Raw genomic sequence first — 25,879 nt, 5'->3', positions numbered from 1 at the left:
TGATGGATACGATTCTGTTTCTGTTTTCCCTGTTCGTCCTGGCGTTGTTTCTCGGGGTCGAGCTGATTACCAAAGTGCCGCCGACTTTGCACACTCCCTTGATGGCAGGGGCCAATGCCATCTCCGGTATCACTATTGTCGGCGCAATACTGGCCGCGGGTGCGGATACGTCTTCCACGCTGGTGCACGCGCTGGGGTTTATCGCAGTGACCATGGCGACACTCAATGTCGTCGGCGGTTACCTGGTAACCAATCGGATGCTGGCCATGTTTAAGAGGAAGTCGTAAGCCATGAATATCACGATCGTAAACCTGGCCTATCTGCTGGCGGCGGTGCTGTTTATTCTCGGTATCAAGGGGCTGACCCGACCTAAAACGGCGGTGCGCGGCAATATGTTGTCGGCCACCGGTATGTTGATTGCCGTGGTGGTGACACTGCTGGATCGCAGTATTCTGACCTATGACTTCATTGTGGCTGGCCTGGTTGTCGGCGGTGTGATCGGCGCCGTTATGGCGCTCAAGGTGAAGATGACGGCCATGCCGCAGATGGTGGCGCTGCTGAACGGCTCCGGTGGCGGTGCCTCGCTGGGGTTGGCGGCGGCCAGTTATCTGCAAAGTCTGGAGCGCGCCGACTTCGGTACCGGCGCAATAGCGGTGCTGGCGGTATTTTTTGTGGCCGTGACCGTCATTATCGGCGCAGTGACCTTGACCGGCAGCCTGGTGGCGTTTGCCAAACTGCAGGAAATCATTCCCGGTAAACCGCTGGGCTTTGCCGGCATGCGATACCTGAACGGCGTGTTGTTTTTGGCGAGCCTGGCGGGCCTGGCGATGCTGATAGCCAACCCGGGCAATACGCCATTGTTCTGGCTTACCGTGGCGGTGGCAGCGGTGCTGGGGCTGACACTGGTGCTGCCCATTGGCGGGGCCGATATGCCGGTGGTGATTGCCCTGCTGAATTCCTATTCCGGTATTGCCGCGGCGGCGGCGGGCTTTATCATGGGCAACACCGTGCTGATCATCGCCGGCTCCCTGGTGGGCACGTCCGGATTGATCCTGACCAAGATCATGTGTGTGGCGATGAACCGCTCGCTCACCAATGTGTTGTTTGGTGTGATGGGCGAGGTTGGTGAAAGTGTCGATGCCGACGAATACTATGCGGGCAAGATCAAAAGTGCCACCGCCGACGAGGTGGCCATGGTGCTGGAAACCGCTCGCCGGGTGGTTATCGTGCCGGGTTTTGGCATGGCGTTGTCACAGGCGCAGCACGCGGTGCGCGAACTGATGGCGGCGATGGAGAAGCGCGATATCGAAGTGGAGTACGCCATCCATCCGGTTGCCGGTCGCATGCCGGGGCATATGAACGTACTGCTGGCGGAGGCGGAGGTCCCCTATGAGAAGCTGGTGGAAATGGACCGCATCAACCCCACCTTCGAGCAGACCGATGTTGCCATTGTGATCGGTGCCAACGACGTGACCAACCCCATGGCCCGCGAAGACAAGGGCAGCCCGATTTACGGCATGCCGATACTCAATGTCGACAAGGCGAAAACCGTGATTGTTATCAAGCGCAGTCTCAGCCACGGCTTTGCCGGCCTGCCGAATCCGCTGTTCACCAAAGAGAACACGCTGATGGTATTTGGCGACGGTAAAAAAGCGGTGGTGGAAATGACAGCGGCATTGGATGCGGCCTAGTGCTTCGACCAATAAGGATTTACACCCAAAATGGGTTTTGTTGCCCCAGCCGACACGGTCTCGAGCCGGGCATAGCCCTTCGGGACACGGGCTGGGCGCCCCCCCGATAAATACATCCTGGTAGGCTTTACGCCAGCAACCCTGCTGGCGAAGGTCCAGAAGGGCTATGCCCGGCTCGAAACCTCAGTGCAACCGACGTGAAAATCTTCATTGGTCGAAGCACTAGGATCGGTTAACAGGCTCTCGATTGGCTCGAGTCGACCCGCGTGGGGTTTTCTCGAGCCCTGGCATCGGACCGGTGGCGGTATCAGTCCGCCGGCAGTACAAAACTTTTCTGCACGCCGCTGACCGGACATTGAAAGGCAAGACGACAGGCGCTTAGCTGCAGGTCTTCGTCGTCGGTGGTGTTGCCGTAGAGACGATCGCCGACAATGGGGAAACCGCGATCGGCGAGGTGACGCCTGATTTGATGCTTGCGGCCTGTTTCTATATTCACCGCCAACAGCGAGCGGCAGCGCACCGGATCAAATGCCAGGCGTCGCACCCGGCTGATAGCTTCACGGCCGTCAATCGGCGTATCCAGTGTTATTTCCTCTGTGGTCTCCTGTAGTGCCTCCTGTCGAGGCGACGCGCCGGGAAATTCACCCTCCACCAGTGCCCGGTAGTGCTTTTCCACAGCGCGTGCCTGGAACAGCGCCGCCAGTGCCGCGGCTACTTGCTTGTGATGGGCGAGCAGCAACAGACCGCTGGCGGCTCGGTCCAGGCGGTGCACGATATAGGCGTTGCGCTCTGGGTGCAGATGTTGTTCGGCCCAGCGGGTAATGGTGCAGTGATCGCCCCAGCGGGACCCCTGCACCGGCATGCTGCCGGGTTTGAACCAGACACTGTAAGCGTCCTCATCGGCGATCAGCCGGGCCGCCGGTGGTTCGGCTGCCAGAATCTCGGCGTCGTAATAGAAATGCAAGCGGTCCCCGGCTTTGAGTACTTTGCCGGCGCGCCGCAGGCGCTGGGGCTTGCCGTGGCGGGCCAGCCAGACGGCGCCTTTTTGCATGGCCTGTTTGACCTGTTGTATCGACAGGCCGCCGGCGTCGGCCAGATACGGCGCCGGTTTCATACCCGCGCTGTCGATATCGAGGTGCAGTTCGAAGCGCGCTGCCGGCGACGTCATGGCGGGGGTGTCAGTGGCGGGAAAACAGTTGGATGGTATAGCCGGTTTTCAGCGCCTCCTGCAGCGCCTTGTCTTTTTCGACCAGACTCTGGTCCTGCAGGCTTTTCTCGGTGATCAGTTTACGCTTCTCGATCACGACGTCGTAAAACCCCTCTTTGATCACAAAAATCTGGCAGAGCTTCTCCGCACCATACAGGTCCTTGAAGTTGATGTAGACGATAAACGGCACTTCCTGTCCTTTGCTGAAGCCCTCGATATCGTGGCGGGTCTTGGCGGTTACGGAAAATATGTACATGTGATTTCCCTGGTTAGGGCTGGAGGTTCGGGCTGGACACTCAGGACCTGTAAACAGGTCCTAGGTTGCCACCGCAACGCGCAGTGCTTCCAGTTTTATTCTGGCGTTGTTCAGGTGAACTTCAAGTTCCCGGGTACTGGTCTCTATATGCTCGATTTCCGCGCGCCGGATATTCGGGTTGACCGCCGCGAGTGCCTGCAGGCGCTCCAATTCCTGTTGTTGACGGCGCTGCATGGACGCCACCGCATCGGCCAGCATGCGGCTCTGCTGGGCCCGTGCCCGGTCCTCGGCCTGTTGCACAAGTTCGGCAATTTCGGCGCGCGCGTGGTTGACCAGGTTGCGCGCCACTTTTTTGGGGACCGCTTCGCCGAGCTGATCCAGGTGATGGTCGCTGATGACGTTGCTGAGGTCGTTGTTGTGGCTGTCCAGCACAACCCGGGTAAGCGCCGCCGGCAGGAACCGCTGCAGTTGCAGGGCGCGGGGGGCGGTACTGTGTAGTACAAAAATCGCCTCCACCAGCAGCGTGCCCGGTGCCAGTGGCGGCAACTTGAGCGTGCAGAAGGCGGTGTTGCCGAAGTCGGCGCTGAGCACCAGGTCCATGGCGCCGCTGACCATGGGGTGCTCCCAGCTCAGGAACACCATATCCTCGCGGCTGAGTGCGGTGCGGCGATCGCAGGTGGCGGTCAGGCCGTCGTCCGGCAGGCCCGGGAACTTGTGCACTACCATATGATCTCCGGGCCGCAGCACCGTGGCGCTGTCGCTGTGATGTTCCTGCTCCACACCAAACTCATCCAGTACCTGCTCCATATAGTGAGACAGCGCCTCGACGGCTTCGGCCTGCTGCAGTTCCTCAATGATCTGCCGTGCCCGGCGGGGGTTGCAGGCATTGAGTTCCAGCAGGCGGTCGCGACCGGCCTGCAGTGCCGCCAGCGTGGTGTCGGTGAACGCGCGGGTGGCGTCGATCAGCGCCGTCATGGCCGCGCTGTCATCTTCACTCAGACATTGATCCAACTGCCCGGCAAAGCGCTCGGCGATAGCCGGGCCGGCCGGGCAGGCGCGCCGGAAACCATCGATGCCGTCGCGATACCACCGCAGCAGGCGTTCCTGGGCCGTGTCCCGGTAATAGGGTACATGAATTTGGACGGTTTCGGTCTGGCCTATACGATCCAGGCGCCCGATGCGCTGTTCCAGCAGATCCGGGTTGCGCGGCAGGTCGAACATCACCATATGGTGAGCGAACTGAAAGTTGCGGCCCTCGCTGCCGATTTCCGAGCACACCAGAATCTGTGCGCCGTCGATATCATCGGCGAAGTAGGCTGCGGCCCGGTCTCGCTCCAGCAGACTCAAGCCCTCGTGGAACACCGCCGAGCGCACACCTACCCGCAGGCGCAGATGCTCCTCCAGGTCGAGGGCGGTCTCCGCCTCGGCACAGATCAACAACACCTTGGCGGGACGAATGGCTTTCAGCCACTGTGCCAGCCAGGAGACCCGGGAGTCCTGCCGGGGCCAGTTCGGTCCCAGCGTATACTCCGGGTGCAGCCGCTCGGCGATTGCCGTCGGGGCGGCTGCGGTGAACGCGTCCGGCGCCGCCAGCGGGTGCGGTTGCAGGCGGCGCTCGGGAAAACCGGCGACGGCGGCGCGGGTGTTGCGAAACAGTACCCGGCCGGTGCCGTGGCGATCCAGTAACACCTGGGTGGCGTCGGCGACGGCCTCCGCGGCGGCGGCTGAGCCGCCGGCCAGTGCCTCCAGCAGGCGCTTTGCCGCCGCGTCGCCCAGGTAGTGTTGGAGTTCGGCCCGCAGGGGTGTGCCCGCGGCGAACAATTGCGGCGCCTCGGCGGACAGCAGCTTTTGCACCAGATCGTTAACCGGCTGGTATTTGGCCTGTTCGGCGCGGAAGTGATCGAAGTCGTGATAGCGGGCCGGGTCCAGCAGGCGCAGGCGCGCGAAGTGGCTCTCCATGCCCAATTGTTCCGGTGTCGCCGTCAGCAGTAACAGACCCGCCGCCTGTCGCGCCAGCGCCTCAACGGCGGTGTAGGCAGGGCTGGCCTGCTGCTCAGACCATACCAAGTGGTGAGCTTCGTCCACGACCAACAGATCCCACTGCGCCTGCAACGCCTGCTCCAGGCGCGCCGGCACGTTGACTAATAATGAAAGACTGCACAATACCAACTGGGCGCTGTCAAACGGATTATCGATGCCGCTGCTGGCCAGGTCGTCGCAGCGCGCGGCATCGAGCAGTGTGAAAGGCAGGTTAAACCGCCGCAGCATTTCCACCAGCCACTGGTGTACCAGGCTGTCCGGGACTGTGACCAGGGCGCGGCGGGCGCGTCCGCTGAGCAGTTGCTGGTGCAGGATCAGGCCCGCTTCGATGGTTTTACCGAGGCCCACCTCGTCCGCCAGCAACACTCGCGGCGCGTGGCGTGCGGCCACTTCGGCGGCGATGTAGAGTTGGTGCGGCAGCAGCTCTACGCGCGCGCCGAGCAGGCCGGCGGCGGGGGAGTGATGCAGGCGTGCCAGGTGCTCGAGGGTCTGGCGGCGCAATTGGAAGCGCCGGCCACTGTCTATCTGGCCGGCCAGCAACCGCTCTTTGGGACCGCCGAAGGGGACATCGCTGTCCAGTTCAGTTTCCGGGACTATGATTTGCTCGGTGATTTGCTCGGCATCTGTCCCGGGCGCGGGTGAACCGGCCGCCGCCACGCCTGCGTAGATAAGACAGCCGTTGTTTTCCATGACCTCAATGACAGTCAGTGAGCGGCCGCCGCCATACTGGATTTGCTCGCCGGCGCGGTATGCCACCCGGGTCAGGGGGGCATTGTTGTCGGCGTAGGTGCGGGTCTCGTCATTGGCAGGAAAATAAAGGGTAATGCGCCGGTTCAGGTGCTCCTGAACGACACCCAGACCCAGTTCTGACTCGGTGTTGCTGATCCAGCGCTGACCTTTGGCAAAGGTTTGGGAATTCAAGACGGAATCTCGTTGCACAGGGTTGTGGAGATGGCGTTCACTACAGCTGTTGTCGCGGTCGATAAAGGACAGCTGCGGATAATAGGGGTAGAGACGCTGGATGACAAATGAAACCGCAGAAAATCCGTCGCCACTGATCGCGTCGGAGCAGGCTTGTTAATAAGATTGGACAAATGTACTATTTCGAGTTGCTGTCCTACCTTCGAGAGAGGTCGGCTACGGGCGGGCGTTTCATGTGAGCAGGCGGGTGTTTCATAGTAATCGGGTGTCTCATAGGTGCAGGTCGCTGGCGGGCATGGTTGTGTGTGGCAGCTTCGGGCCGACTTCTTTCCTCCTTGGAGTGGAACCATGATCAATTTTCTGTTCAACGGCGAGCGCCGGGATATCGATGTGGCGCCGGATATGCCGCTGCTCTGGGTTATTCGCGATCACTTGAAAATTACCGGCACCAAGTTCGGCTGCGGCAAGGGGCTCTGTGGTGCCTGTACCGTGCACCTGGACGGTACGCCGGTGCGCAGCTGTGTGATGCCGATAGCGGCAGTGGCAGGCAAGTCCGTCACCACGATTGAGGGGATGGGTGACAGTGACGCCATGACATCGCTGCGCCACGCCTGGCTCGAATACAGTGTGCCCCAGTGCGGGTACTGCCAGTCCGGCCAGTTGATGGCGGCCGCCGCGCTGCTGGCGGAAAAGCCGAGCCCCAGTGACGGCGATATCGACACCGCCATGACGGGTAACCTCTGCCGGTGCGGTACCTATCCGCGGATTCGCAAAGCCATCCACCGGGCTGCGCAGTTACTGGCCGCCCCGGGTGAGCGCGATGCGGGTAATGACACCGGTGCGGATTTTACCAACTTCGTCGAAGTCAAGGTGCCGGATGCGGTTGAGCAGGCGGCTCGTCCGGTGCCACAGTCAGTGCCGGGGTCACGGTCAGGGCAGGTGTCGCAGGCGGTACCGGTATCGCAGCCCGTGCGGAAGTCGCGGCCGGGGCAGGCGTCGCAGTCAGGGACTGTGCAGCCGGTTGAACGGGAGTCGCTGTCATGAACACGCTCATCACTTCGCGTCGCAATTTTCTCAAGACCGGGGCCGCCGCCGGCGGTGGCCTGGTGTTGGCCGCCACCACCGGTTGTTCCGCCAGTCGGTCACAGCCATATAAGACCCAACAATCTCCCGCCGATAACAGTGCCCAACTCAACGCCTGGCTGCATATAACACCTGCCAATGAGCTGGTGTTTTACCTGGACAAATCGGAAATGGGGCAGGGGGTGACCACCGGCCTGCCGGTGCTGATTGCCGAAGAGCTGGAGATAGACCCGGCGCAACTGCAACTGCGGATGGCACCGGTGGACGATGTCTACAAGAACACGATTTTCAATATGCAGGCCACCGGCGGCAGCACCAGTCTTCGCGCCGGCTGGGAGTTGATCCGGCAAATGGGCGCCGCCGCCCGCGAACTGCTGCTGGCCGCCGCCGCCTTCGAGTGGCAGGTGGATGTCACGGAGTTGCGGGCCGGCGACGGGCTGATTCACCACCGCGCCTCCGGCCGTTCGGCCCCCTACGGCGATTTTGCCGCCGTGGCGGCGGGGTTACCCGTGCCGGAGGTGGTGACTTTGAAAGACAAGCGGGATTTTAAGCTGATCGGCAAATACGACCGCCGGCTCGACGCCGATGTGAAAGTTACCGGTGCGGCGCAGTTCGGTATAGACACGGAAGTGGCGGGCGCGCTGGTGGCCTGTGTCGTGCGCTGCCCGCGCTTTGGCGGGCGGGTCGAGAGTTATGACGCCGGCAAGACCCGGGCATTGCCGGGCGTGCTGCATGTGCTTGAGATAGACAGCGGTGTCGCGGTGGTGGCGGATGGTTACTGGCCTGCCCGCCAGGGAGCGGAACAACTGGCGGTGCGCTGGAATTTTGATGACGCCGCCAGTATGAGCAGTGCCGAGATCAGCGCTGAAGCCAAACGCCTGGGTCGCAGATCGGGTAAAACCGCCCGCGAAGAAGGTGACGTAGAGCGGGGGCTGGAGGCGGCGGCCACACGCCTGTCGGCCGAGTACGAGCTGCCCTATCTCGCCCACGCCACCATGGAGCCGATGAACTGCACGGCCTCGGTGACGGAGGCGGGTTGCGACGTCTGGGCACCGACGCAGGCGCAGGGCCTGATCCCCGGTGCAGTGGCAGGGATCACCGGTATTCCCAGAGACCAGGTGCGGGTTCACACCACATTTCTGGGTGGCGGCTTCGGCCGGCGCGCGGCGATCGACTTTGTGGTGGAGGCGGTAGAGCTGTCCGATCATCTGCGCCGGCCGGTGAAGGTGGTGTGGTCGCGGGAAGACGATATGCAGCACGACTTTTACCGCCCCATGGCCTATCACCGACTCGAGGCGGGTCTGAGTGCGGCAGGCAAACCGACGGCCTGGCGCCAGCGCATCGTCTCCCCGAGTCTGGAGGGTGAGGCGGCAGAAGAACTGGGCCCGGCTTTGGTCCCCAGTTGGATTCCGGGCGGGTTGCGCGATGCGGTGCTCGGCGGCGCCCGCTACCTGATGGAGTCCCTGATGGTATCTGAGGGCGCCGTCGAGGGTGCCAGTGATATGGCCTACGCCATCGATAACCTGGCGATCGAGTATCGACACTTCAACCCCGGTATTCCCATCGGTTACTGGCGCTCGGTAGGACACTCACATACGGCATTTGCCGTGGAAAGTTTCGTCGACGAACTGGCGCAGGCGGCGCGGGTCGACCCGCTCAGCTATCGCCGGACCCTGCTGGCCGCTGCGCCCAGGCACCGCCAGGTACTCGAGCTGGCGGCGCAAAAAGCCGGCTGGGGGCGGGCGGCGAAAGGGCGTCACCAGGGACTTGCCGTGCACTACTCGTTTGGCAGTTATGTGGCCCAAGTGGTGGAGGTGTCGGTGACCGGGGACGCCGAGTTGCGGGTACACCGGGTGGTGTGCGCCGTCGATTGCGGCCTGGTGGTCAACCCCGATATCGTCAAAGCACAGATGGAAAGCGGCATTGTGTTTGGCTTGACCGCGGCCCTTTACGGCGCTATCGATATCGACCAGGGCGCTGTAAAACAAGGTAATTTTCACGATTACGAAATGGTGCGTATAAATGACTGTCCGGAGATAGAGGTGCATATCGTCGACAGCGACGCGGCGCCGGGCGGGGTCGGCGAACCGTCGACCCCGCCGCTCGCGCCGGCGCTTGCCAATGCGGTGTATGCCGCCACCGGCCAGCGCTTGCGCAAGCTGCCGATAGGAACTAGGCTGCGCGTCTGAAAACACAGATGTTTGTGGCATTGTTTCGATCCCCTGCGGCAGCATCGGCTGGCAGCAGGCCGGTTTGCACTGACTGATTTTTACGGACCCCCCTATGAATTATTCCCAATTGGCGGTGTTGCAGCAGGCGCTGAAGACTCTCGAGTCGGGGTGTCGGGTAACCCTGGCAACGGTAACCCGCACCTGGGGTTCCTCGCCGCGCCCGCCGGGCGCCATGCTGGCCGTTGCCGATGACGGTCAGTTTTACGGTTCGGTGTCCGGCGGCTGTATCGAAGAGGATTTGCTGGCCAGGCTGGCCGCCGCACCTGTGGAGGCGCCCGAGGTCGTCAGCTACGGCGGCACCGCCGAACAGTCCGAGCGCTACGGTTTACCCTGCGGCGGCACGCTGGAGCTGGTGCTGGAACCCATGGCGCCGCAGTTGGCGCACTGGCGTCAGGTGGTGGCGGTATTGGAACGGCGCGAGTCGGTGTGCCGGACGCTGGCGTTGTCCAGCGGCAGCGTAGAACTCGGTCCCGCCGGCCGCGGCGATGAGACCAGGCTCGATAACGGTTTTCTGAAATTGCTGCTCGGTCCGGTGTGGCGACTGCTGATTATCGGCGCCGCAGAGCCCTCACGCTATTTGGCGGAGATGGCACAGGCGCTGGGTTACCAGGTGTCGGTGTGCGATCCGCGCCCCGAATACACCCGCGGCTGGAACCTCAGCCACACCCGCTGGATGCCCGGTATGCCGGACGATGCTGTCACGGCGATGGATGCCGATGAGCGCACCGCGATCGTGGCCCTCACTCACGACCCGCGGCTCGACGATATGGCGCTGCTGGAGGCATTGCAGTCGCCGGCGTTTTATGTCGGGGCGCTGGGTTCAGTGCGAACTAACAGCAAGCGCCGGCAGCGCCTGGCGGAGCATTTCGGTTTTTCCCCCCAACAGTTACAGCGCCTGCACGGCCCCGTGGGTCTGGATATCGGCAGCAAAACGCCGGCGGAAATTGCCGTTGCCATTGTCGCCGAACTGGTGGCGCTGCGGCACGGTAAGGTATTGATCGCCGCTGATTCAGAGTAGTCCCGCCGGCAGGTCGGCGGGGGTATCCACATCCATCAGTACGCCTTTATCATCGACTTCCACCCAATGTATCGACTGCCGATGCCGGCGCAGGATCTCGCGAGCGCCGCGATCGCCGCTCAGTGCCAGCAGTTCCTCGAGATAGGTATTGTGAAAACCGACCGGATGGCCGGCACGCCCTTGCCATCGGGGTTGTGCGATCGGCTGGCCGCGGCGCAGCGCTGCGGCTACTGCCGCCGTTGTCTCGGGGCGAATAAACGGCATATCCGCCAGGGCCACAAGCCAGGCCGACGCGTCCCGGTTGGCGTCAATGCCCGCGCTAAGGCTGGCGCCCATGCCGGCGTTGGCCGCCGCGCTGTCGAGGCAGGTGAAGCCGGCGTCGGTATACATTTTTTTGACCTCGCCGTCTCCGGCGCGGATAACGATGGTCAGGGTATCGACGGCGCCGGCCACCGCAGCGGCCGCTTTCAATCCCACCGGCACCCCGTCGGCCAGGCGGGCGAGCAGCTTTTGACTGCCGAAGCGGCGCGCCTGTCCCGCCGCCAGCAAAATGCCTTTGATCATGGTTTGAGTTTTTCCTGTCACCGCGGCGTTGTCGCCAGGCATCTTTTGAATTCTGGACTAGAATAAAAACAGGGAGGTGCGCGCGCGTCAACTCCTGCTGGTGTGGGCCGTTGTCGGCCTGGGAGGGTTCCCACACATCTGCACAGCTTCGGGCGCGACGCCGGGGTGCGTTTTAGCCGGCACGATATGACAAAAAAATGGCGTGATGGGCTCTTGTATAAAACGGATTTATGCATTAACCAAAAATAAAATACAGGGTGACGGCAAACCGAAACCGCCGCAGTTTTTATCTTGAGCTGTGGCGCGGGCGAATCTTTGCACCGGCGGTTTGTATACAGATAAAAACCTCAGCGCTAAAAAAGTTGCAGCGCTGCCACAGCTTTTCGTTTGCTGCCGGTATAATGGGTGCGGGTCGCAGCTTTACAGATGATCGATTAAATTGTCGGCTGAATTGAGGCAATATTTTTTTTTATATTACTTTGCTTCGTAAAATGCGATGTACCTGCGTTTAATTTATAAGGTCTAGGTGGGTGCCAAACGGTTTTCGAAAGAAGAATTTTCTTCGGCTGACATTCGAGAATCGAATTGATACTTATAGTATGTAGACTGGGGAGGGACGTTAAATGATTCTCAGCGGTTATAAAGAGAGAGTCAAAGGAAACATGCCAAAGCATCTAGACTGTTTAAAATTTGGCCAGATGGTAAGGGAATTGAGGGAGAAAAAAGGCTTCTCCCAAGAAGTTTTTGCAGACCAGGCTGGAGTGCACAGGACCTACATGGGTGGAATAGAGCGGGGCGAAAGAAACCCGACGTTGACAACGATATGGAAGATTGCCCGGGCGTTAAATATCTCACCTGCCGCTTTTTTTGAGCTGACCGATCACGCCAAGGACCTCAAGTCACTGGCAAATCTGGAAGGCGAATAATGTGGGTTATCGATGTAGCCGGCTGTCGGTTTTTGACGGTGTTTGTACACGTGTGACCGCCTGTCACCATTGCTGCTTAGGCTGCTTTTGTATTGCCTGACTGCAGTCGTATCTGCTCGTCCGTTGTGAGTATCTAAACGCCGCTGGTGAGTGGTCGTCGTTGATTGCCGGCATCTCGTAGTTTGTACGCCGTACAATTTATCAGTCGATACCGCCCGGTCGCCGGCTACCGGTCTGCAAGAAAATATCGACCTGTAAGTTAACGCCGGTATCTGGGTTGGCACTGTGCTTTACGTTAACATCGGTATACCCGTTTACCCCGACGTTTTACGACTGCGGCACCTGGCCCTACTCGTCGCTTACGGTTGCGAGCCGTTATGACGCATCGTTTTTAGAGGGTGTCCATATTTGGTGCGTTTTTCTGCGTTATTCACAATTGTGTCACGGCGTGCCGTTACTTTATCCGTGTTAAAACAACGGGCACCCGGGTTGGTACTCACAGCAGGACAACCTGATGCCAATGAATTCACCTCGCGAAGCAAAGCGAGGTGCCGGGAGCGCGCCCCACTGTTGTCCGCTATCGCACTGCGGCATTAGCGTGCCATCCGTAAAGGATTATTACCATCGTCGGGCGAATCGTGCCTTGACAATGTAAGGAACCGATTGTTGTTGGCAGGATTCCTGCAGTACCGAAAACAAAGAGGGTGTTGGCGCTCGCTAATAGCGCCGTTACCGCTGCCACAGCGCTGGTGACGAGTGCTGTCGCACGGAGCCGGCGACCCGCCTGCAAATGAGGCGATATTATTGATGACGGTGTGTAAATATGGATTCCAGTGAGCAGATAGCGTTGATGCAGCACCTGGATAAGGTGGCCAGCGTATTCGGCGAAGCGGCGGGCGACCTGCTGCAAAGGCTGTTGTCCGGCCAGCGGGTCGAGAGCAATTCCCTGCTCGACAGCGAGCGCATGATCGCTCTGCTGGCGCAGGGGGCCAAGGTGGAACCCGCCAGCCTGCTGCAGCAGCAGATGCAGTTTATGGAGAAACAGCTCAATCTGTGGCAGTGCACCATAAAGGCAATGATGGGCGGTGACCTTGAGTCTGTTATCGATGAACCGCGAGGCGACAATCGCTTCCGTGCGCCCGAGTGGCGCGAAAACCCTTTTTTTAGTTATATCAAACAAGCCTATCTGCTCAATGCGGATTTTATGCAGCAGGTCGTTGACGGTATTGAGTATGAAGATGAAAAGACCGCCGACCAGATCAAGTTTTTTACCCGCCAGTATGTCAACTCCCTGTCGCCGAGCAACTATATCCTGACCAACCCGGAAGTCTGCAAGGAAATTTTGGAAACCAAGGGCGACAGCCTGGCCAAGGGGCTCGACAATTTTATCAAAGACCTGGAATCCAGCCCGCTGGAGGGACTGAAGATCAATCAGGTGGATATGGATGCCTTTAAAGTCGGCGTCGACCTGGCCGTTACCCCCGGCAAGGTCATCTTCGAGAACGAGTTGATGCAGCTTATTCAATATGCGCCTGCCACCGATAAGGTTTACCAGACACCACTGCTGATTGTGCCGCCGTTTATCAACAAGTATTACATTCTCGATCTCGATCGGAAAAAATCCTGGATACGCTGGCTGGTGGATCAGGGGTTCACGGTGTTTTTGGTGTCCTGGGTCAACCCGGATGCGACGCTGGCGCAGAAAACCTTTGACGACTATGTGCTTGAAGGTGTGGTGGCGGCGCTCGACACTGTGGAGCAAATTACCGGCCGGCCGCAGGTCAATGCCGTGGGCTACTGTGTGGGCGGCACGCTGCTGGGTGTGTCCCAGGCGTATTTGCGTGCCCGTGGCGATGACAGGATTCAGGCCCTGACGCTGTTGACCACGCTGTTTGATTTCTCCGAGCCGGGTGAGGTCGGCAACTATATCTCCGAGCATTCGCTGCCACTGATCAAGCAGTACACGGAAAACAAGGGATACTTTGACGGCCGTTTACTGGCATTGAGTTTCAGTCTGCTGCGCGAGAACAATCTGTTCTGGACTTACTTCGTCGACAATTATCTCAAGGGCAAGGACTCGGTGCCGTTCGACATTCTCTACTGGAATGGCGATTCCACCAATATTCCGCAAAACGCCTACCTGTATTACCTGGAAAATATGTATGTGAACAACAGGCTGATCGAACCTGGAGGCATCAGTGTCGCCGGCGTGCCCATCGATCTCGGCCTGATTGACACGCCTGCCTACAGCCTGGCCACCGCCGCCGATCATATTGTGTTGTGGCCGGCGGCTTATCGCAGCAGCCGGCATTTGCGCGGCCCCGTGCGGTTTGTGCTGGCCGGTTCCGGCCATGTGGCCGGGGTGGTCAATCCGGCGCCGGGGGGTAAGTACCCGCATTGGGTCAACGAGGTGTTGCCGGAGACTGCGCAGCAGTGGCGACAGGATGCCGAGCAGCGCGAGGGGAGTTGGTGGCTGGACTGGCTCGACTGGATGGCGCAATATCGCGGCGCACTGGTGGATGCCAAACCGGTGGGATCAAAGCGGTTTCCGGCCCTGGAGGATGCTCCCGGCCGCTACGTAAAAGTGCGCCTGGAAACCGCCGCTGCGGCTTGAGCCGCCGGTTCGACAAATAACTCCGGCTTTCACATTAATCTGGTTATACTGCGCTATCCCGACAGCAGCCGTGCGAGAGCCCGAGTGGTACTTATCAAGAAATACCCCAACCGCCGCCTATATGATACGTCGAGCAGTCAGTACGTTAACCTGGATTACATTAAAAAGCTGGTAACCGACCACGCCGAGTTTACCGTGGTCGATTCCAAGTCCGGTGCCGATCTGACCAAGAGTATCCTGTTGCAGATTATCAGTGAGCAGGAGAGCAACGACCAGCAGTCGCTGCTCACCAACAGCGTTCTCAAGCAACTGATCCGCTACTACGACACCGATATGCAGCTTTTTATGCGGCAGTATCTGGAGCAGAGTATGGCCGTGTTCCTGGAACGCCAGGATACGTTGCAGGGCATGATGAAGGACCTGGTCGACGCCAGTCCGCTCGGGCTGTTTAACCAGATTATGGAAAAGAATATGAAAATGTGGCGGGAGTGGGGCGATCTCGACGCCCCGAAAGGCGGGGAAAAGTCCGAGTAATAAACTGGCGGATACTTATCTGAAATTGGTCTAATATTTATGCTGCAAAGCAGCAAAATAAGATTGAAACCTACACAAGAGATGTATTAACCTTCACTCCAGTCGTATTGTGCAGCGCAGCATAATTTACCTGAAATGGAGATGATCCTATGTTTGAGAAGTTTGTTGAGCAGACTCAGAGTGCTTTCAAGCCGATGAGCGAAATCATGGCGTTAAACGTCAAGGCGATGGAACAACTGGTGGACAAGCAATCCACACTGTTGACGGGCGTGATGAACGACGGCGTTACCTATGCCAAGGATGTGGTGGCGCAGAAGGATATTGCCGGCGTCTACCAGGCGCAAAAAAATTACATGGAAGGTGTCCAGGAAAAAATGGTCAGTGTTACCAAGGATGTGTACTCGGTCATGACCGAAGCGCAGGAGAAAATGGGCGACGTCATGAAGGGCGCTGTCACTGAAGTCAAACCGGTTGCCACTCCGGCCAAAAGCGCCAAGTAGTTTCAACCCCCGGCAGATAACATCTGCCGGGGGCGACGCTAAAGCGTTTGCAACCTATGAAAAAGTTGCAACGCACAAAAAAGCCCGGCAAGTCAATTTGCCGGGCTTTTTTGTGTCACTAGCGGTGTGCTGTCAATACATATGCTGCCCGCCGTTTACCGAGATGGTCGAGCCGGTGATAAAACTGGCCTCGTCATCGATCAAGAACAACACCGCGCGGGCGATATCGTCCGGCGTTCCCAGGCGCCCGGCGGGAATGGTGGCGATGATTTTCTCCAGCACGTTTGCCGGCACGGCCCTGACCATATCCGTATCCACATAACCCGGGGCAATGGTGTTTACGGTGATGCCGCGAGAGGCGCCCTCCAGCGCCAGCGCTTTGGAAAAACCAATCAGTCCGGCCTTGGCGGCGGCGTAGTTAACCTGCCCGTACTGACCCGCCTGGCCGTTGATAGAGCTGATATTGACGATGCGACCAAAGCGGCGTTCGCGCATGCCGTCGATAACGGCGCCGCAGGTGTTGTAGCAGGACGTGAGGTTAGTGTCGATGACCGCACTCCACTGCTCCGGCGACATCTTGTGCAGCGTGCTGTCGCGGGTAATACCCGCGTTATTAATTAAAATATCCACGGGTCCGAAATCCGCTTCGACTGAAGCAATCCCGGCCTCGACGGCGGCCTTGTCGGCGACATCGAATTTTAATGACGATATGCCGGTTCTCGCAGTGAACTGTTGTGCGGCCTGGTCGTTATTACAGTAGTTGGCAACGACCTTATAGCCTTTTGCTGTTAACTTTATGGAAACGGACTCGCCGATTCCGCGGATGCCGCCCGTTACGAGTGCAACTCTGCCCATTAGATCAACCTCCAACAAATTGAAATTTAAAATACGTTACTCGCTAATACCCTTCACCACTGACTCCGTATGGAAGTGCTACGCAAAAAAGAGGCCTATTTTGCGGGAGGCGTGAAAAACCCGCGCACCAAAAACAGGAAATAGGATTTTGACGTCGTAATGAACCTGAATGCAGAATTTTTGCGGGAGCGCTGTCGTCGCAATTTGCGCTTAATCGTGACGGTGACCACAGTTTGCGATTTCTTTTTTTGTTGTTGCCTGATATTGGTGCAGGTGTGAGTGGTGTGTTCAGTAACAGAGCGTTGGCAAGCCTTTGAATGTAGCGCAGTTGCAACACGTGGCACCGATAGGGTAAGCGTTTTACGTTGGGTGCACTATAGCGGGCATCATTTAAGCTTTTATGAAAAGTTTAAGGTTTTGTGAGGAGTCAACCTTTGTGGAACTGTAGGATAAGGGGTTAGTGATTTCGGGTTTTGTACTGACGGTAATTAGTGGTACTTGCTGCAGGCGCCTGCTTTCGCCCCGGGGTGCCTGAAGCGCGTATCAGTGACAGTAGCGGCACAATCGGTCATCGCAATATGAGAACAACTGGCAGGCACCTGTTTGAAAATGGCCAGCAGGTGAAACAGAGGACACGAAGATCATGCGCATTGACTTACTTTGGCTGCCGGCTTGGCTGACGGTTTGTCTAACATTGTGGCCGGCACAATCGAGCCTGGCGCAGACTGTGCTCACCAGCCCGGCGGCGCGGGTGCAGTTACTCGAGCTTTACACCTCGGAGGGTTGCAGCAGTTGCCCGCCGGCGGACAAATGGCTGTCGCAGTTGCGGCGGGCGCCCGGGCTGTGGACCGAGATAGTGCCCGTGGCTTTCCATGTGGATTACTGGAATTACCTGGGCTGGCGCGATCAACTGGCGGACAGTCGCTTCAGTGAACGCCAGCGCCGGTACCGGCGCAGCGGCGGTGTGAAAAGTGTTTATACACCCGGCTTTGTGGTCGGCGGGCGCGAGTGGCGCGGTTGGTTTCAGCGGCGGCCGTTGCCGCAAGCCGAGCCCGCGCCGGTGGGCGTGTTGGCCGTGACGGTAACCGATAATCGTTATCGCGCCCAATTTACTCGCGCCGATGGTGTCGCCGCGCGTCCCCTGGAATTGTATGTCGCACTCCTGGGCATGGACTTAAAAACCGATATAAAGCGCGGTGAAAATCGCGGGCGGCGCCTGACACACGACTTTGCGGTGCTGGGGTTGTCGCGGCGACCCGCCGGCGAGGCGTGGACGGGCACACTGCCGCAGCGAGACCCCGGCGGTAGTTATGGACTGGCCGCCTGGGTAAGTCCGGTGGGGGAATTGACGCCGGTGCAGGCCGTTGGTGGCTATCTGCCGCCTTAGTGCCAGTTACTAATGCTTTGGCCAGAAAATGTTTTCACGTCGGTTGCACTGAGGTCTGTGGGTAAAAATCTTTATTTGTCGAAGCCCTAGTGCCTAAAGGCTAGTGCTCGGCGATCGCGCCCTTGCCCAAACCCTCGTAAGCTTTCACTTTGATAACAGTATTAGGGTGTTGCAGTTTCAAGGTGGCGGCGATATGGCTGGCGATATATTCCACCGTGCTGTCGGTGTCGATCAGATAACAACAGGCCTGGGGCAGGATCAGTTCGAAGTCTCCCTGTTGCGCCGCGTAGCTGAACTGGTAGCAGGGCACGCCGTCCAGCTCCGGCGCCGCGATCAGGTCCTCGCGGGTGCCGATATAGATATCCTGCCAGCGCTCGGCCCACTGGTGTTCCAGTGCCGGGGCAGGGCGGCCGTTTTGCCAGATGTCGATGCGGGAGCGGTGGCCGTGGGCGATGCGCTGGCAATTGCCGGCGTGTTTTTTCAGACCGTGGCTGTAGTGATAGAAAGGTCCGTCGATGTTTTCCTCGCTGAAACCGACCTGCAATCGGGCGACGGAACGGGGAAACTGCGGCGCCAGTTGGGCGACGCTCCAGCGGGCCAGATTGGCGGGCGTGATCACCGGCGCTTCAACCAGGCAGATGGCCTGGCGCGGCGACCGGCACTGCAAGCTGAGGCCGTCGCCGAAGCGCCACACCAGTTGCAGTTGGTCACCGGTTTCGGTGAGGGTCAGGTTATCGGCGTCTGCCGGCACCAGCAGGCGGTGGTCGACCTCCGCATCCAGCCACAGGCGCGTCACTTTTTTCACCTCGCCGAAATCGCACACCATCCCCTGCTCGTCGAGCTTGCCGTCCATCTGCACGTGGGCCAGCCAGGTTTCGCCCAGCAGGCCGCGCTCCGGGCAGAGATAACTGAAGTCTACATTGGTGAGGTTATCGACAAATAAGTGCATACAATCGGATCGCTGCCAGTGGCGGATAAAGCTGCGCTAGTATACCAGCCTATGGCGATCCGAAGCACCTAAGTTGCGCAGTTGTTACGCGCCGGCAGACTGAATCGGCCGGCGCAACCCGGGCTGCGTGCAAAGCACTGACTTCACTGTCGTGGACAAGCGTGTTTACGCAGCGCGTCCAGGTCATATTCCCGGCCGCTGCCGCTGGCCCGACTGCATCGGCCAGTGATAAAACACGCGTGCCTGATGTTCCGTAGCTGGCAGCCTGTAATTACTTCCGTCAGTGACTCCCTACCTGTAACTCCCTACCTGTAACTCCCTGCCCGTAACTCCCTACCCGTAACTCCCTGTCCTTAATTATTGGGGGACAAGCGCAGCACCCTTATGCATCCGCATAGGCTTCGCGCAACTGCCGGGCCGCGGTGACCATGGCCGCCAGTGCCGGTCGGGTCTCCTCCCAACTGCGGGTTTTCAAGCCGCAGTCCGGGTTTACCCACAATTGCCGGTGGGGGATGCGTTGGGTAGCCTTTTTCAGCAGCCCCACCATCCAGTCCACTTCGGGTTGGTTAGGGGAGTGGATATCATAGACTCCCGGGCCGATATCATTGGGGTATTGGAAGTCCTCGAAAGCCGCCAGCAACTCCATATTCGAACGCGAGGTTTCGATGGTGATCACATCGGCGTCAAGCTGGGCAATGGCATCGATAATGTCGTTGAACTCGGCATAACACATATGGGTGTGAATCTGGGTGGCGTCTTCGGCGCCGCACGATGCCAGCCGAAAACTGTCCACCGCCCAGTCCAGGTACGCCTGCCATTGGGCGCGACGCAGCGGCAGCCCCTCCCTGAGCGCCGGCTCGTCGATCTGCACCACGCGAATACCGGCGCGCTCCAGATCGCGCACCTCATCGCGGATGGCCAGGGCCAATTGGTCGGCGGTGTCTTTTAACGGTTGGTCCGCTCTGACAAAAGACCAGCACAGCATGGTAATGGGGCCGGTCAACATACCTTTTACCGGTTTGTCCGTCAGCGATTGTGCGTAGCGACTCCAGTCGACGGTCATAGCGGCCGGCCGGCTGACATCGCCGTAGATAATGGGCGGTTTGACACAGCGGGACCCGTAGCTCTGCACCCAGCCGTTTTCTGTGAAAGCGAAGCCGCTGAGCTGCTCGCCAAAGTACTCCACCATATCATTGCGCTCGGCCTCACCGTGCACCAGCACATCCAGACCCAAGTCCTCTTGTTGATTTACCGCGACGGCTATCTCCGCCTCCATCTGGTTTCGGTAGTCGGCCGCCTCCAGCAGTCCCTTTTTAAACGCCGCCCTGGCTTGCCGGATCGCCGGTGTCTGCGGAAAGGAGCCGATGGTAGTGGTGGGAAACAGCGGCAGTCGCAGATGTTCCTGTTGCAGGCGATGACGGGCGGGGAAAGGGCTGCGGCGCTGCCGGTGCGTCGCAGTGACCCCGGCCAGCCGACTTTCGACCTCGGGGTTGTGGACCCGTTTCGAGCCCGCCCGCGATTCCAGAGCCAGGCGACTGTCGGCGAATAACGCCTGCTGAGTGCCCGATGCATCGCCGTCCAGCGCTCGCGCCAGGCCGCTGACCTCCGCCAGTTTTTCCTCGGCAAACGCCAGCCATTGTTTGATTTCCCAATCCAGCGCTGCCTCGGCGCCGAGGCTGACCGGCACGTGCAACAGCGAGCACGACGGCGCCAGCCACAGCCGCTCGCCCAGCCGTTCGGCGGCGGGTCGCAGCTGCGCCAGCGCCTGGTCCAGGTCGGTGCGCCAGATATTGCGGCCGTCGACGATCCCCACCGAGAGCACCTTGTGTACCGGCAGGCGATCCAGTACCGGCGTTAACTGCTCCGGTGCGCTTACCAGATCGATATGCAGGCCGGCTACCGGCAGTTGCACCGCCGTGCCCAGGTTATCGCCCAGGGCGCCAAAGTAGGTTGCCAGCAACAGTTTCAAACCCGGTTGTTGCAGTCGGTTGTAGGCAGCTTCGAACGCCTGGCGCCAGTCGGCCGGCAGGTCCAGTGCCAAAATCGGCTCGTCGATCTGCACCCACTCCGCGCCCAGTTCCGCCAGTCGTTGCAATAGCTGCCGGTAGGCGTCGGTCAGTGCTGGCAGGAGTTGGAGTTTGTCGAACGGGTCGCCGTGGCTCTTGCCCAGCCATAAATAGCTCAGCGGGCCCAACAGCACCGGCTTGACGGTATGCTCCAGTGCCAGGGCCTCGGCCACTTCATCAAACAGTTGTTCGTAGGCAATGTGGAAGCGTTGATCCGGCTCGAATTCAGGCACTATGTAGTGGTAATTGGTATCGAACCATTTCGTCATTTCGCAGGCACTGGTGGTGGCGCCGGAGGGGGCCCGGCCGCGCGCCATGCGAAACAGGGTGTCGATATCGATGCGGCCGCCGGCATCGCGATGGCGGGCCGGAATATTGCCCAGCGTGGCCGACAGGGTCAGTACCTGGTCGTACCAGGCGAAGTCGCCGACCGGCAGGTAGTTGATGCCGGCGTCGGCCTGTTGCCGCCAGTGTCGCTGGCGTAGCCGGCGCCCGCAGTCCAGCAGTTTGGCACGGGTGATATCACCCTGCCAGTATTGCTCGAGCGCGCGCTTGAGTTCCCGTTGGGCGCCGATGCGCGGAAAGCCGAGGCTGTGGGTAACTGTCATCTTGCCATCCTGTTTGTGTGTATTTGTGGGTGCTTGTGAAGATCCTGCCTAGTTTCCGGACTTGTCATTAATGAATCAAACTGATAATTTTCAGCATGAAATTGAATTGAACTAATAAAAAACGGTGCCCATGAGTCATCTACTGGAACTGCGTCATTTGAAAACCCTGGCCGCGCTGCGGGAAACCGGCAGCCTGGTGGATGCCGCCGAGCGGGTCTGCCTGACCCAGTCGGCGCTGTCGCACCAGATCAAGGAGCTGGAGGGGCGGATCGGCGCTTCCCTGTTTGTCCGCAAGAGCCGGCCGCTCAGGTTTACCCAGGCGGGCAAGCGCCTGTTGAGTCTTGCCGACCGGGTGCTGGCGCTGGTGGCGGATGCCGAGCGGGAACTCAATCAGTTGGTACACGGGGAAGCGGGGCGCCTGTTTATGGCGATCGAGTGCCACAGCTGCTTTAACTGGCTGTTGCCCACCATCGAGAGATTTCGCGGGCAATGGCCGGCGGTGGAGCTGGACTTTGCCGGGGGTTTTACCTTCGATCCACTGCCGGCGCTGGCGGCCGAGGAGGTGGATCTGGTGATCACCGCCGATCCGGTAGCGCTGAAAAGCGTGGTGTATTTGCCATTGTTCAGCTATGAAATGCAACTTGCTTTAGCCGCCGACCACCGCCTGGCCGGACGCGCCTTTATCGAACCGCAGGACCTGGCGGAGGAAACCCTGATCACCTACCCGGTCGACCGCGATCGACTGGATGTGTTTACCCGGTTTCTGCGCCCGGCGGCGGTGGAACCGCGGGCGCTGCGCACCGCCGAGCTGACGCTGATGGCTGTGCAGTTGGCGGCCAGTGGTCGCGGCGTCTGTGCGCTGCCCAATTGGGTGTTGGAAGAGTATCGGGCCAAGGCGTTGATCGCGGTAAAATCTGCCGGTGCAACCGGTGTGTGGCCGACGCTCTATGCGGCGGTTCGCGAGGAGTCCGTCACCACCGCTTATGTGCGGGATTTTTTAAGTCAGGCGAGGGAACACTGTCTGGCGCAGCTGCCCGGCGTGCGGGCACCCCGGGGCGGGGCGGCGCTGGCATTTGACTACTGGGAGAATTGAAGCCTATGTACAAGCTCTGTTTTTATGTGCCCGAAAGCCATCTGGAGATGGTTAAGCAGGCGCTGTTTGACGCGGGGGCAGGGCGTATCGGCAACTACGATTGCTGTGCCTGGCAAACGCCGGGTCAGGGGCAATTTCGGCCGCTGGCCGGTAGTGAGCCGTTTATCGGTCGCCGCGGGGAAGTGGAAATCGTTGCTGAATTCAAAGTGGAAATGGTGTGCGCCGCAGATAAAGTGAGTGCCGCCGTGGCGGCTCTGCGCCGGTCCCACCCTTACGAGGAGCCGGCCTACGATGTCTGGTCGCTAGCGACGCCGGATTAAATCCTCGCTGCGGATCGGGTAGTGATTCTCGCGGCGATCGGAAAAGTAGTGGGTCAATGTCTTGTTGACCACCGGAAAGGCCAGTTCATCCCAGGGAATCTGCTGCTCCGTGAACAGTTCCACTTCCAGCGATTCGAGGCCCGGGCCAAAGTCCAGGTTAGTCAGGTGGCCGCGGTAAAACAGGTAGACCTGGTTGATCTGCGGCAGGTTGAACAGGGTATACAAGCCGCTGATATCAATAGTCGCGCGAGCCTCTTCCCAGGATTCGCGCAGGGCCCCCTGTTCGGTGGTTTCGCCGTTTTCCATAAAACCCGCCGGCAACGTCCAGAGGCCGTAGCGCGGCTCGATCGCCCGCTTGCACAGCAGCACCCGATCCTCGTAGACCGGCAGGCAGCCGGTGATGATGCGGGGGTTCTGGTAGTGCACGGTATCGCAGTGGTCGCAGACGTGGCGCTGGCGATCATCGCCTTCCGGTACCCTGAGGGCGACGGGGTTGCCGCAGTTGGCGCAATACTTCATCGATCGGCTCTTCATGGGATGTGAGCCTTAGTATAAACATAACCACCGGCTTGCGGGAGGTATTGTCTGACTCGTGGCCCTGCGGTGAGACCCCTGTCAGTCGGCGCTCAGGTCCCGGCGCAGCGGTATGACCTCGGCCGGCGCGGCGTTGCCCACTATCGCCAGCGGCGGCTGCTGCTGGTCGGTCAACTCGTTGAGCACACAGCGCAGGTGGGTAAACGACTCGTGCATCATTTCCGAAATTTTGATGCACGCGCCGAGCGGCGAAGCGTGGATTTGGATCTGCGAATCGATTTGGAATTGCAACCCCCGCAGGCGCCGCTGGAGATGCGGCGGCGCATTGGTAATGACCGATTCGATTTCTTTTCTACGCAACCGCTCCAATGCTTCGGGGTCCCGCTTTGCGAGGTTTACCAGAACATCAAACGCCGGCAATCTAGACTGCTTCATAACGCCCTCCGGATTGTGTTGCTACTGCTTAGCCGCCCGGCCCCCCGCCGTCGACTCACAACACCATCCACCCTTTGGTCAAAAACATGGATAATTTGTACGAAAATCATACTATCAGAGCCCAATATCACAGTGTATAGGAATTCTTATACTGTATTGGCATAAGGCTTATACAGCGGCTTTAGTGAAATAGAAAACTGGATGTAGAGCAACGGGTTGCGAGCGAAAGCTCGGAATTTTTTTAAGCAACTTTTTTTCGCACCAGCACGCAAACTTAAACAATGAGCGTGGACCCCGCCGTTATATTGGAGTAGTTTTGAGAGCGGGTCGAGCAATTCGGCTACAGACTGATAGACCCGGGTGACTGACCGGACTGATCAAGGTAACTAATGCTAGAGAAGTTGAGGACCAATCTACAGGAAGGGGCCGACAAGTTGGCCGCGATAACCGGAGACCCGGGACCGTTTACCAACCAGGCTGCCGTATTGGTTGCCCTGACCGACAATGACAGCGACCCGCATATCCTGCTGACCAAACGCGCTGAACACCTGTCGACCCACAGTGGTGAAGTGTCGTTTCCCGGCGGCAAATGGGACCCGGAGGATGACCACCTGCTGGCGACTGCGCTGCGTGAAAGCCATGAGGAAATCGGCCTGAGGCCGGAGCGGGTGGAGGTGCTGGCGCCGTTGAAAGCGCGGCGCACCGGGCGCGGGGTCAAAGTCACGCCCTTTGTCGGTATCGTTCCAGAGGACATTCAGCTGATTCCGAGCCCCGACGAACTCGATGCGGTGTTCAGTGTGCCGGTGAGTTTCCTGCTGCGGGATCAGCGCGTGAGGACCGACCTCTACCGCCTCCAGGATCGCGAGTTTTGGGCACCCGCCTATCATTTTGACGGCTTTGAAATCTGGGGCTTTACCGCCGGTGTGCTGGTGACATTTTTGAACCAGGTGTACCAGGCCGGCATCGAGGTGGATAATCCGGCGCCGGTACGGGTGTTCGGCTGACCTGTCCCGTTGTTTTTCCCTTTGCCTGGTCCGGCGCTTGCCGGCATAATCGCAACGTTTTTTATCGCCGTCTACCGGCGCCGACCCGCGGGAGCAGGGCTTATGATATACAGACTGGGCGACAAGGTGCCGCAACTGCGCGGCGAAGCCCATTTTATTGCCGCCAACGCCACGGTCATCGGTGATGTGGTGCTGGAGCATGAAACCAGTGTCTGGTTCAACGCCGTGATCAGGGGAGACTGTGCCACCATTACGCTCGGGGCGCGCACCAACGTGCAGGACGGGGCCGTGTTACACACCGACCCGGGCCTGCCCCTGACCCTGGGACAGGGGGTGATTGTCGGTCACCAGGCCATGTTGCACGGCTGCCAGGTCGGCGACAATACCCTGATTGGTATCAATGCCGTGGTGTTGAACCACGCCCGCATCGGTAAAAACTGTATTATCGGTGCCAATGCCCTGGTTACCGAGGGCGCCGATATTCCCGATAATTCGCTGGTGGTGGGCAGTCCGGGTAAGGTCAAACGGCAGTTGGATGCCGAGACGGCGGCGCTGTTAAAAGCTAATGCGCAGGTTTATGTCGACCACCTGTACGAATACAACGCTGAACTCGAAGCTGTGGAGCTGTAACCCATGTCTGCTGCGGAAACACCGGTGGCTTCCCCCTGCGTCTCGATCTGCGCCCTCGACGACAGGGATATTTGTGTTGGTTGTTTTCGCACCGGCAGGGAAATCAGTGAGTGGGGTTCGCTGGATAACGCCCGCCGGCGCGAAGTGCTGGCCCTGGCCGCGGAGCGAGAAAAGGCGGTCAATCCTTTTCTTTGAGCGGGTATTTGCCGGGCAAGTGTTTGTGAAAAACCGTTGCTCGAAAAAGGTTGTTAAGCGGAGTTTTGCACACCTAATCTGTCGTCATTTATCACCTGTATGGATTCACATTCGATCTGACTGATTCAGGCGCGGTGCGGGGTCGAAGGGGTCGGGGGGGGGGGTTTTTTTTAAAAAGGTGTAGGGGTGTAAGAAAAAAAAAACCCCCCCCCCCCAAC

24 protein-coding genes are annotated in these 25,879 nt (G+C 59.4%); 15 read left to right on the top strand and 9 right to left on the bottom strand.

Annotation, left to right across the window (positions count from 1 at the left end; all coding sequences use genetic code 11):
- The first annotated feature begins 2 nt into the window (after positions 1 to 2).
- Positions 3 to 287: an NAD(P) transhydrogenase subunit alpha part 2 gene (locus FKG94_RS27645; protein WP_142930193.1), complete on the top strand. Its 285-nt coding sequence runs from the start codon at positions 3 to 5 to the stop codon at positions 285 to 287.
- A 3-nt stretch (positions 288 to 290) separates the two neighbouring features.
- The gene (locus tag FKG94_RS27640; protein ID WP_142930192.1) at positions 291 to 1,691 is read left to right on the top strand and encodes an NAD(P)(+) transhydrogenase (Re/Si-specific) subunit beta; all 1,401 of its coding nucleotides are present in this window, start codon (positions 291 to 293) and stop codon (positions 1,689 to 1,691) included.
- Positions 1,692 to 1,998: 307 nt separating this feature from the next.
- Here the strand turns inward: FKG94_RS27640 and FKG94_RS27635 are convergent, their stop codons facing one another.
- Genes FKG94_RS27635 through rapA form a run of 3 tightly spaced genes read right to left on the bottom strand, consistent with a single transcriptional unit; the run spans position 1,999 to position 6,115 of the window.
- Entirely contained in the window at positions 1,999 to 2,859 is an 861-nt protein-coding gene (locus tag FKG94_RS27635; protein WP_142930191.1) for a pseudouridine synthase family protein, read from the bottom strand.
- A gap of 10 nt (positions 2,860 to 2,869) precedes the next feature.
- Complete coding sequence (locus FKG94_RS27630) at positions 2,870 to 3,154, bottom strand: hypothetical protein (protein WP_142930190.1); 285 nt, start codon at positions 3,152 to 3,154, stop codon at positions 2,870 to 2,872.
- Positions 3,155 to 3,214: 60 nt separating this feature from the next.
- Entirely contained in the window at positions 3,215 to 6,115 is a 2,901-nt protein-coding gene (gene rapA / locus FKG94_RS27625) for an RNA polymerase-associated protein RapA (protein ID WP_142930189.1), read from the bottom strand.
- A gap of 348 nt (positions 6,116 to 6,463) precedes the next feature.
- Here rapA and FKG94_RS29670 point away from each other — a divergent pair, with 348 nt between their 5' ends.
- The 3 genes from FKG94_RS29670 to FKG94_RS27610 all read left to right on the top strand — a co-directional run bounded on the left by FKG94_RS29670 (position 6,464) and on the right by FKG94_RS27610 (position 10,447).
- The gene (locus tag FKG94_RS29670; protein WP_218943664.1) at positions 6,464 to 7,159 is read left to right on the top strand and encodes a (2Fe-2S)-binding protein; all 696 of its coding nucleotides are present in this window, start codon (positions 6,464 to 6,466) and stop codon (positions 7,157 to 7,159) included.
- Positions 7,156 to 9,387, top strand: a complete 2,232-nt coding sequence (locus FKG94_RS27615) for a molybdopterin cofactor-binding domain-containing protein (protein WP_142930188.1) — start codon at positions 7,156 to 7,158, stop codon at positions 9,385 to 9,387. Before FKG94_RS29670 ends, FKG94_RS27615 begins: the two co-directional genes overlap by 4 nt.
- Before the next feature lie 94 nt (positions 9,388 to 9,481).
- On the top strand, positions 9,482 to 10,447 hold the full coding sequence (locus FKG94_RS27610) for an XdhC family protein (protein WP_142930187.1): 966 nt from the start codon (positions 9,482 to 9,484) through the stop codon (positions 10,445 to 10,447).
- Here the strand turns inward: FKG94_RS27610 and FKG94_RS27605 are convergent.
- Positions 10,439 to 11,011 carry a nucleotidyltransferase family protein gene (locus FKG94_RS27605; protein WP_142930186.1) on the bottom strand — a complete coding sequence of 191 codons (573 nt, stop codon included), beginning with the start codon at positions 11,009 to 11,011 and terminating at the stop codon, positions 10,439 to 10,441. The genes FKG94_RS27610 and FKG94_RS27605 overlap by 9 nt on opposite strands.
- A 623-nt stretch (positions 11,012 to 11,634) precedes the next feature.
- On the opposite strand from FKG94_RS27605, the gene FKG94_RS27600 reads away from it, so the two are divergent.
- The 4 genes from FKG94_RS27600 (at position 11,635) to FKG94_RS27585 (ending at position 15,585) form a co-directional block, all read left to right on the top strand.
- Positions 11,635 to 11,937, top strand: coding sequence for a helix-turn-helix domain-containing protein (locus FKG94_RS27600; protein WP_246125451.1), 303 nt, complete (start codon positions 11,635 to 11,637; stop codon positions 11,935 to 11,937).
- A gap of 823 nt (positions 11,938 to 12,760) precedes the next feature.
- Positions 12,761 to 14,551: a PHA/PHB synthase family protein gene (locus tag FKG94_RS27595; RefSeq protein ID WP_142930185.1), complete on the top strand. Its 1,791-nt coding sequence runs from the start codon at positions 12,761 to 12,763 to the stop codon at positions 14,549 to 14,551.
- Between the two features lie 84 nt (positions 14,552 to 14,635).
- Positions 14,636 to 15,085 carry a polyhydroxyalkanoate synthesis repressor PhaR gene (gene phaR / locus FKG94_RS27590; protein WP_142930184.1) on the top strand — a complete coding sequence of 150 codons (450 nt, stop codon included), beginning with the start codon at positions 14,636 to 14,638 and terminating at the stop codon, positions 15,083 to 15,085.
- Between the two features lie 149 nt (positions 15,086 to 15,234).
- Complete coding sequence (locus FKG94_RS27585) at positions 15,235 to 15,585, top strand: phasin family protein (RefSeq protein WP_142930183.1); 351 nt, start codon at positions 15,235 to 15,237, stop codon at positions 15,583 to 15,585.
- Between the two features lie 132 nt (positions 15,586 to 15,717).
- Here FKG94_RS27585 and phbB read toward each other — a convergent pair whose 3' ends face one another.
- The gene (phbB, locus tag FKG94_RS27580; RefSeq protein WP_142930182.1) at positions 15,718 to 16,440 is read right to left on the bottom strand and encodes an acetoacetyl-CoA reductase; all 723 of its coding nucleotides are present in this window, start codon (positions 16,438 to 16,440) and stop codon (positions 15,718 to 15,720) included.
- A 643-nt stretch (positions 16,441 to 17,083) separates the two neighbouring features.
- On the opposite strand from phbB, the gene FKG94_RS27575 reads away from it, so the two are divergent.
- Complete coding sequence (locus FKG94_RS27575) at positions 17,084 to 17,827, top strand: DUF1223 domain-containing protein (protein ID WP_142930181.1); 744 nt, start codon at positions 17,084 to 17,086, stop codon at positions 17,825 to 17,827.
- Between the two features lie 100 nt (positions 17,828 to 17,927).
- Here the strand turns inward: FKG94_RS27575 and FKG94_RS27570 are convergent, their stop codons facing one another.
- Positions 17,928 to 18,776, bottom strand: coding sequence for a 6-carboxytetrahydropterin synthase (locus FKG94_RS27570; protein ID WP_142930180.1), 849 nt, complete (start codon positions 18,774 to 18,776; stop codon positions 17,928 to 17,930).
- 382 nt (positions 18,777 to 19,158) lie between these two features.
- On the bottom strand, positions 19,159 to 21,450 hold the full coding sequence (metE, locus tag FKG94_RS27565; protein ID WP_142930179.1) for a 5-methyltetrahydropteroyltriglutamate--homocysteine S-methyltransferase: 2,292 nt from the start codon (positions 21,448 to 21,450) through the stop codon (positions 19,159 to 19,161).
- Between the two features lie 130 nt (positions 21,451 to 21,580).
- Between metE and FKG94_RS27560 the strand changes: the two genes are divergently transcribed.
- Both FKG94_RS27560 and FKG94_RS27555 read left to right on the top strand, forming a co-directional pair.
- Positions 21,581 to 22,543 (top strand): LysR family transcriptional regulator, encoded by a 963-nt coding sequence (locus tag FKG94_RS27560; protein ID WP_142930178.1) that lies wholly within the window; start codon positions 21,581 to 21,583, stop codon positions 22,541 to 22,543.
- A gap of 5 nt (positions 22,544 to 22,548) precedes the next feature.
- A complete protein-coding gene (locus FKG94_RS27555) occupies positions 22,549 to 22,863 on the top strand; it encodes a YqfO family protein (protein WP_142930177.1) in 315 nt (104 codons plus the stop codon).
- Here the strand turns inward: FKG94_RS27555 and FKG94_RS27550 are convergent.
- Both FKG94_RS27550 and FKG94_RS27545 read right to left on the bottom strand, forming a co-directional pair.
- Positions 22,846 to 23,397, bottom strand: coding sequence for an NUDIX hydrolase (locus tag FKG94_RS27550; RefSeq protein WP_425460073.1), 552 nt, complete (start codon positions 23,395 to 23,397; stop codon positions 22,846 to 22,848). The genes FKG94_RS27555 and FKG94_RS27550 overlap by 18 nt on opposite strands.
- A gap of 81 nt (positions 23,398 to 23,478) precedes the next feature.
- On the bottom strand, positions 23,479 to 23,832 hold the full coding sequence (locus FKG94_RS27545; RefSeq protein WP_142930176.1) for a DUF3135 domain-containing protein: 354 nt from the start codon (positions 23,830 to 23,832) through the stop codon (positions 23,479 to 23,481).
- Between the two features lie 389 nt (positions 23,833 to 24,221).
- Here FKG94_RS27545 and FKG94_RS27540 point away from each other — a divergent pair, with 389 nt between their 5' ends.
- From FKG94_RS27540 to FKG94_RS27530, 3 genes are all read left to right on the top strand, one after another.
- Positions 24,222 to 24,836, top strand: a complete 615-nt coding sequence (locus FKG94_RS27540; protein WP_142930175.1) for an NUDIX hydrolase — start codon at positions 24,222 to 24,224, stop codon at positions 24,834 to 24,836.
- A gap of 102 nt (positions 24,837 to 24,938) precedes the next feature.
- Entirely contained in the window at positions 24,939 to 25,466 is a 528-nt protein-coding gene (locus FKG94_RS27535; protein WP_142930174.1) for a gamma carbonic anhydrase family protein, read from the top strand.
- Positions 25,467 to 25,469: 3 nt separating this feature from the next.
- Positions 25,470 to 25,661, top strand: coding sequence for a DUF1289 domain-containing protein (locus FKG94_RS27530; RefSeq protein WP_142930173.1), 192 nt, complete (start codon positions 25,470 to 25,472; stop codon positions 25,659 to 25,661).
- Positions 25,662 to 25,879: the final 218 nt, after the last annotated feature.

It is taken from the genome of Exilibacterium tricleocarpae (assembly GCF_007004655.1).
Lineage (GTDB): Bacteria > Pseudomonadota > Gammaproteobacteria > Pseudomonadales > Cellvibrionaceae > Exilibacterium > Exilibacterium tricleocarpae.
This window is presented reverse-complemented; position numbering and strand designations above follow the sequence as displayed.

Coding starts and splice junctions, on each gene's coding strand:
- FKG94_RS27555 (WP_142930177.1), top strand. CDS start 22,549: ATGTACAAGCTCTGTTTTTATGTGCCCGAAAGCCATCTGGAGATGGTT.
- FKG94_RS27540 (WP_142930175.1), top strand. CDS start 24,222: ATGCTAGAGAAGTTGAGGACCAATCTACAGGAAGGGGCCGACAAGTTG.
- FKG94_RS27645 (WP_142930193.1), top strand. CDS start 3: ATGGATACGATTCTGTTTCTGTTTTCCCTGTTCGTCCTGGCGTTGTTT.
- FKG94_RS27640 (WP_142930192.1), top strand. CDS start 291: ATGAATATCACGATCGTAAACCTGGCCTATCTGCTGGCGGCGGTGCTG.
- FKG94_RS27605 (WP_142930186.1), bottom strand. CDS start 11,011: ATGATCAAAGGCATTTTGCTGGCGGCGGGACAGGCGCGCCGCTTCGGC.
- FKG94_RS27595 (WP_142930185.1), top strand. CDS start 12,761: ATGGATTCCAGTGAGCAGATAGCGTTGATGCAGCACCTGGATAAGGTG.
- FKG94_RS27570 (WP_142930180.1), bottom strand. CDS start 18,776: ATGCACTTATTTGTCGATAACCTCACCAATGTAGACTTCAGTTATCTC.
- FKG94_RS27610 (WP_142930187.1), top strand. CDS start 9,482: ATGAATTATTCCCAATTGGCGGTGTTGCAGCAGGCGCTGAAGACTCTC.
- FKG94_RS27630 (WP_142930190.1), bottom strand. CDS start 3,154: ATGTACATATTTTCCGTAACCGCCAAGACCCGCCACGATATCGAGGGC.
- FKG94_RS27600 (WP_246125451.1), top strand. CDS start 11,635: ATGATTCTCAGCGGTTATAAAGAGAGAGTCAAAGGAAACATGCCAAAG.
- FKG94_RS27615 (WP_142930188.1), top strand. CDS start 7,156: ATGAACACGCTCATCACTTCGCGTCGCAATTTTCTCAAGACCGGGGCC.
- FKG94_RS27635 (WP_142930191.1), bottom strand. CDS start 2,859: ATGACGTCGCCGGCAGCGCGCTTCGAACTGCACCTCGATATCGACAGC.
- FKG94_RS27575 (WP_142930181.1), top strand. CDS start 17,084: ATGCGCATTGACTTACTTTGGCTGCCGGCTTGGCTGACGGTTTGTCTA.
- FKG94_RS27545 (WP_142930176.1), bottom strand. CDS start 23,832: ATGAAGCAGTCTAGATTGCCGGCGTTTGATGTTCTGGTAAACCTCGCA.
- phbB (WP_142930182.1), bottom strand. CDS start 16,440: ATGGGCAGAGTTGCACTCGTAACGGGCGGCATCCGCGGAATCGGCGAG.
- FKG94_RS27530 (WP_142930173.1), top strand. CDS start 25,470: ATGTCTGCTGCGGAAACACCGGTGGCTTCCCCCTGCGTCTCGATCTGC.
- FKG94_RS29670 (WP_218943664.1), top strand. CDS start 6,464: ATGATCAATTTTCTGTTCAACGGCGAGCGCCGGGATATCGATGTGGCG.
- FKG94_RS27560 (WP_142930178.1), top strand. CDS start 21,581: ATGAGTCATCTACTGGAACTGCGTCATTTGAAAACCCTGGCCGCGCTG.
- FKG94_RS27585 (WP_142930183.1), top strand. CDS start 15,235: ATGTTTGAGAAGTTTGTTGAGCAGACTCAGAGTGCTTTCAAGCCGATG.
- FKG94_RS27550 (WP_425460073.1), bottom strand. CDS start 23,397: ATGAAGAGCCGATCGATGAAGTATTGCGCCAACTGCGGCAACCCCGTC.
- FKG94_RS27535 (WP_142930174.1), top strand. CDS start 24,939: ATGATATACAGACTGGGCGACAAGGTGCCGCAACTGCGCGGCGAAGCC.
- metE (WP_142930179.1), bottom strand. CDS start 21,450: ATGACAGTTACCCACAGCCTCGGCTTTCCGCGCATCGGCGCCCAACGG.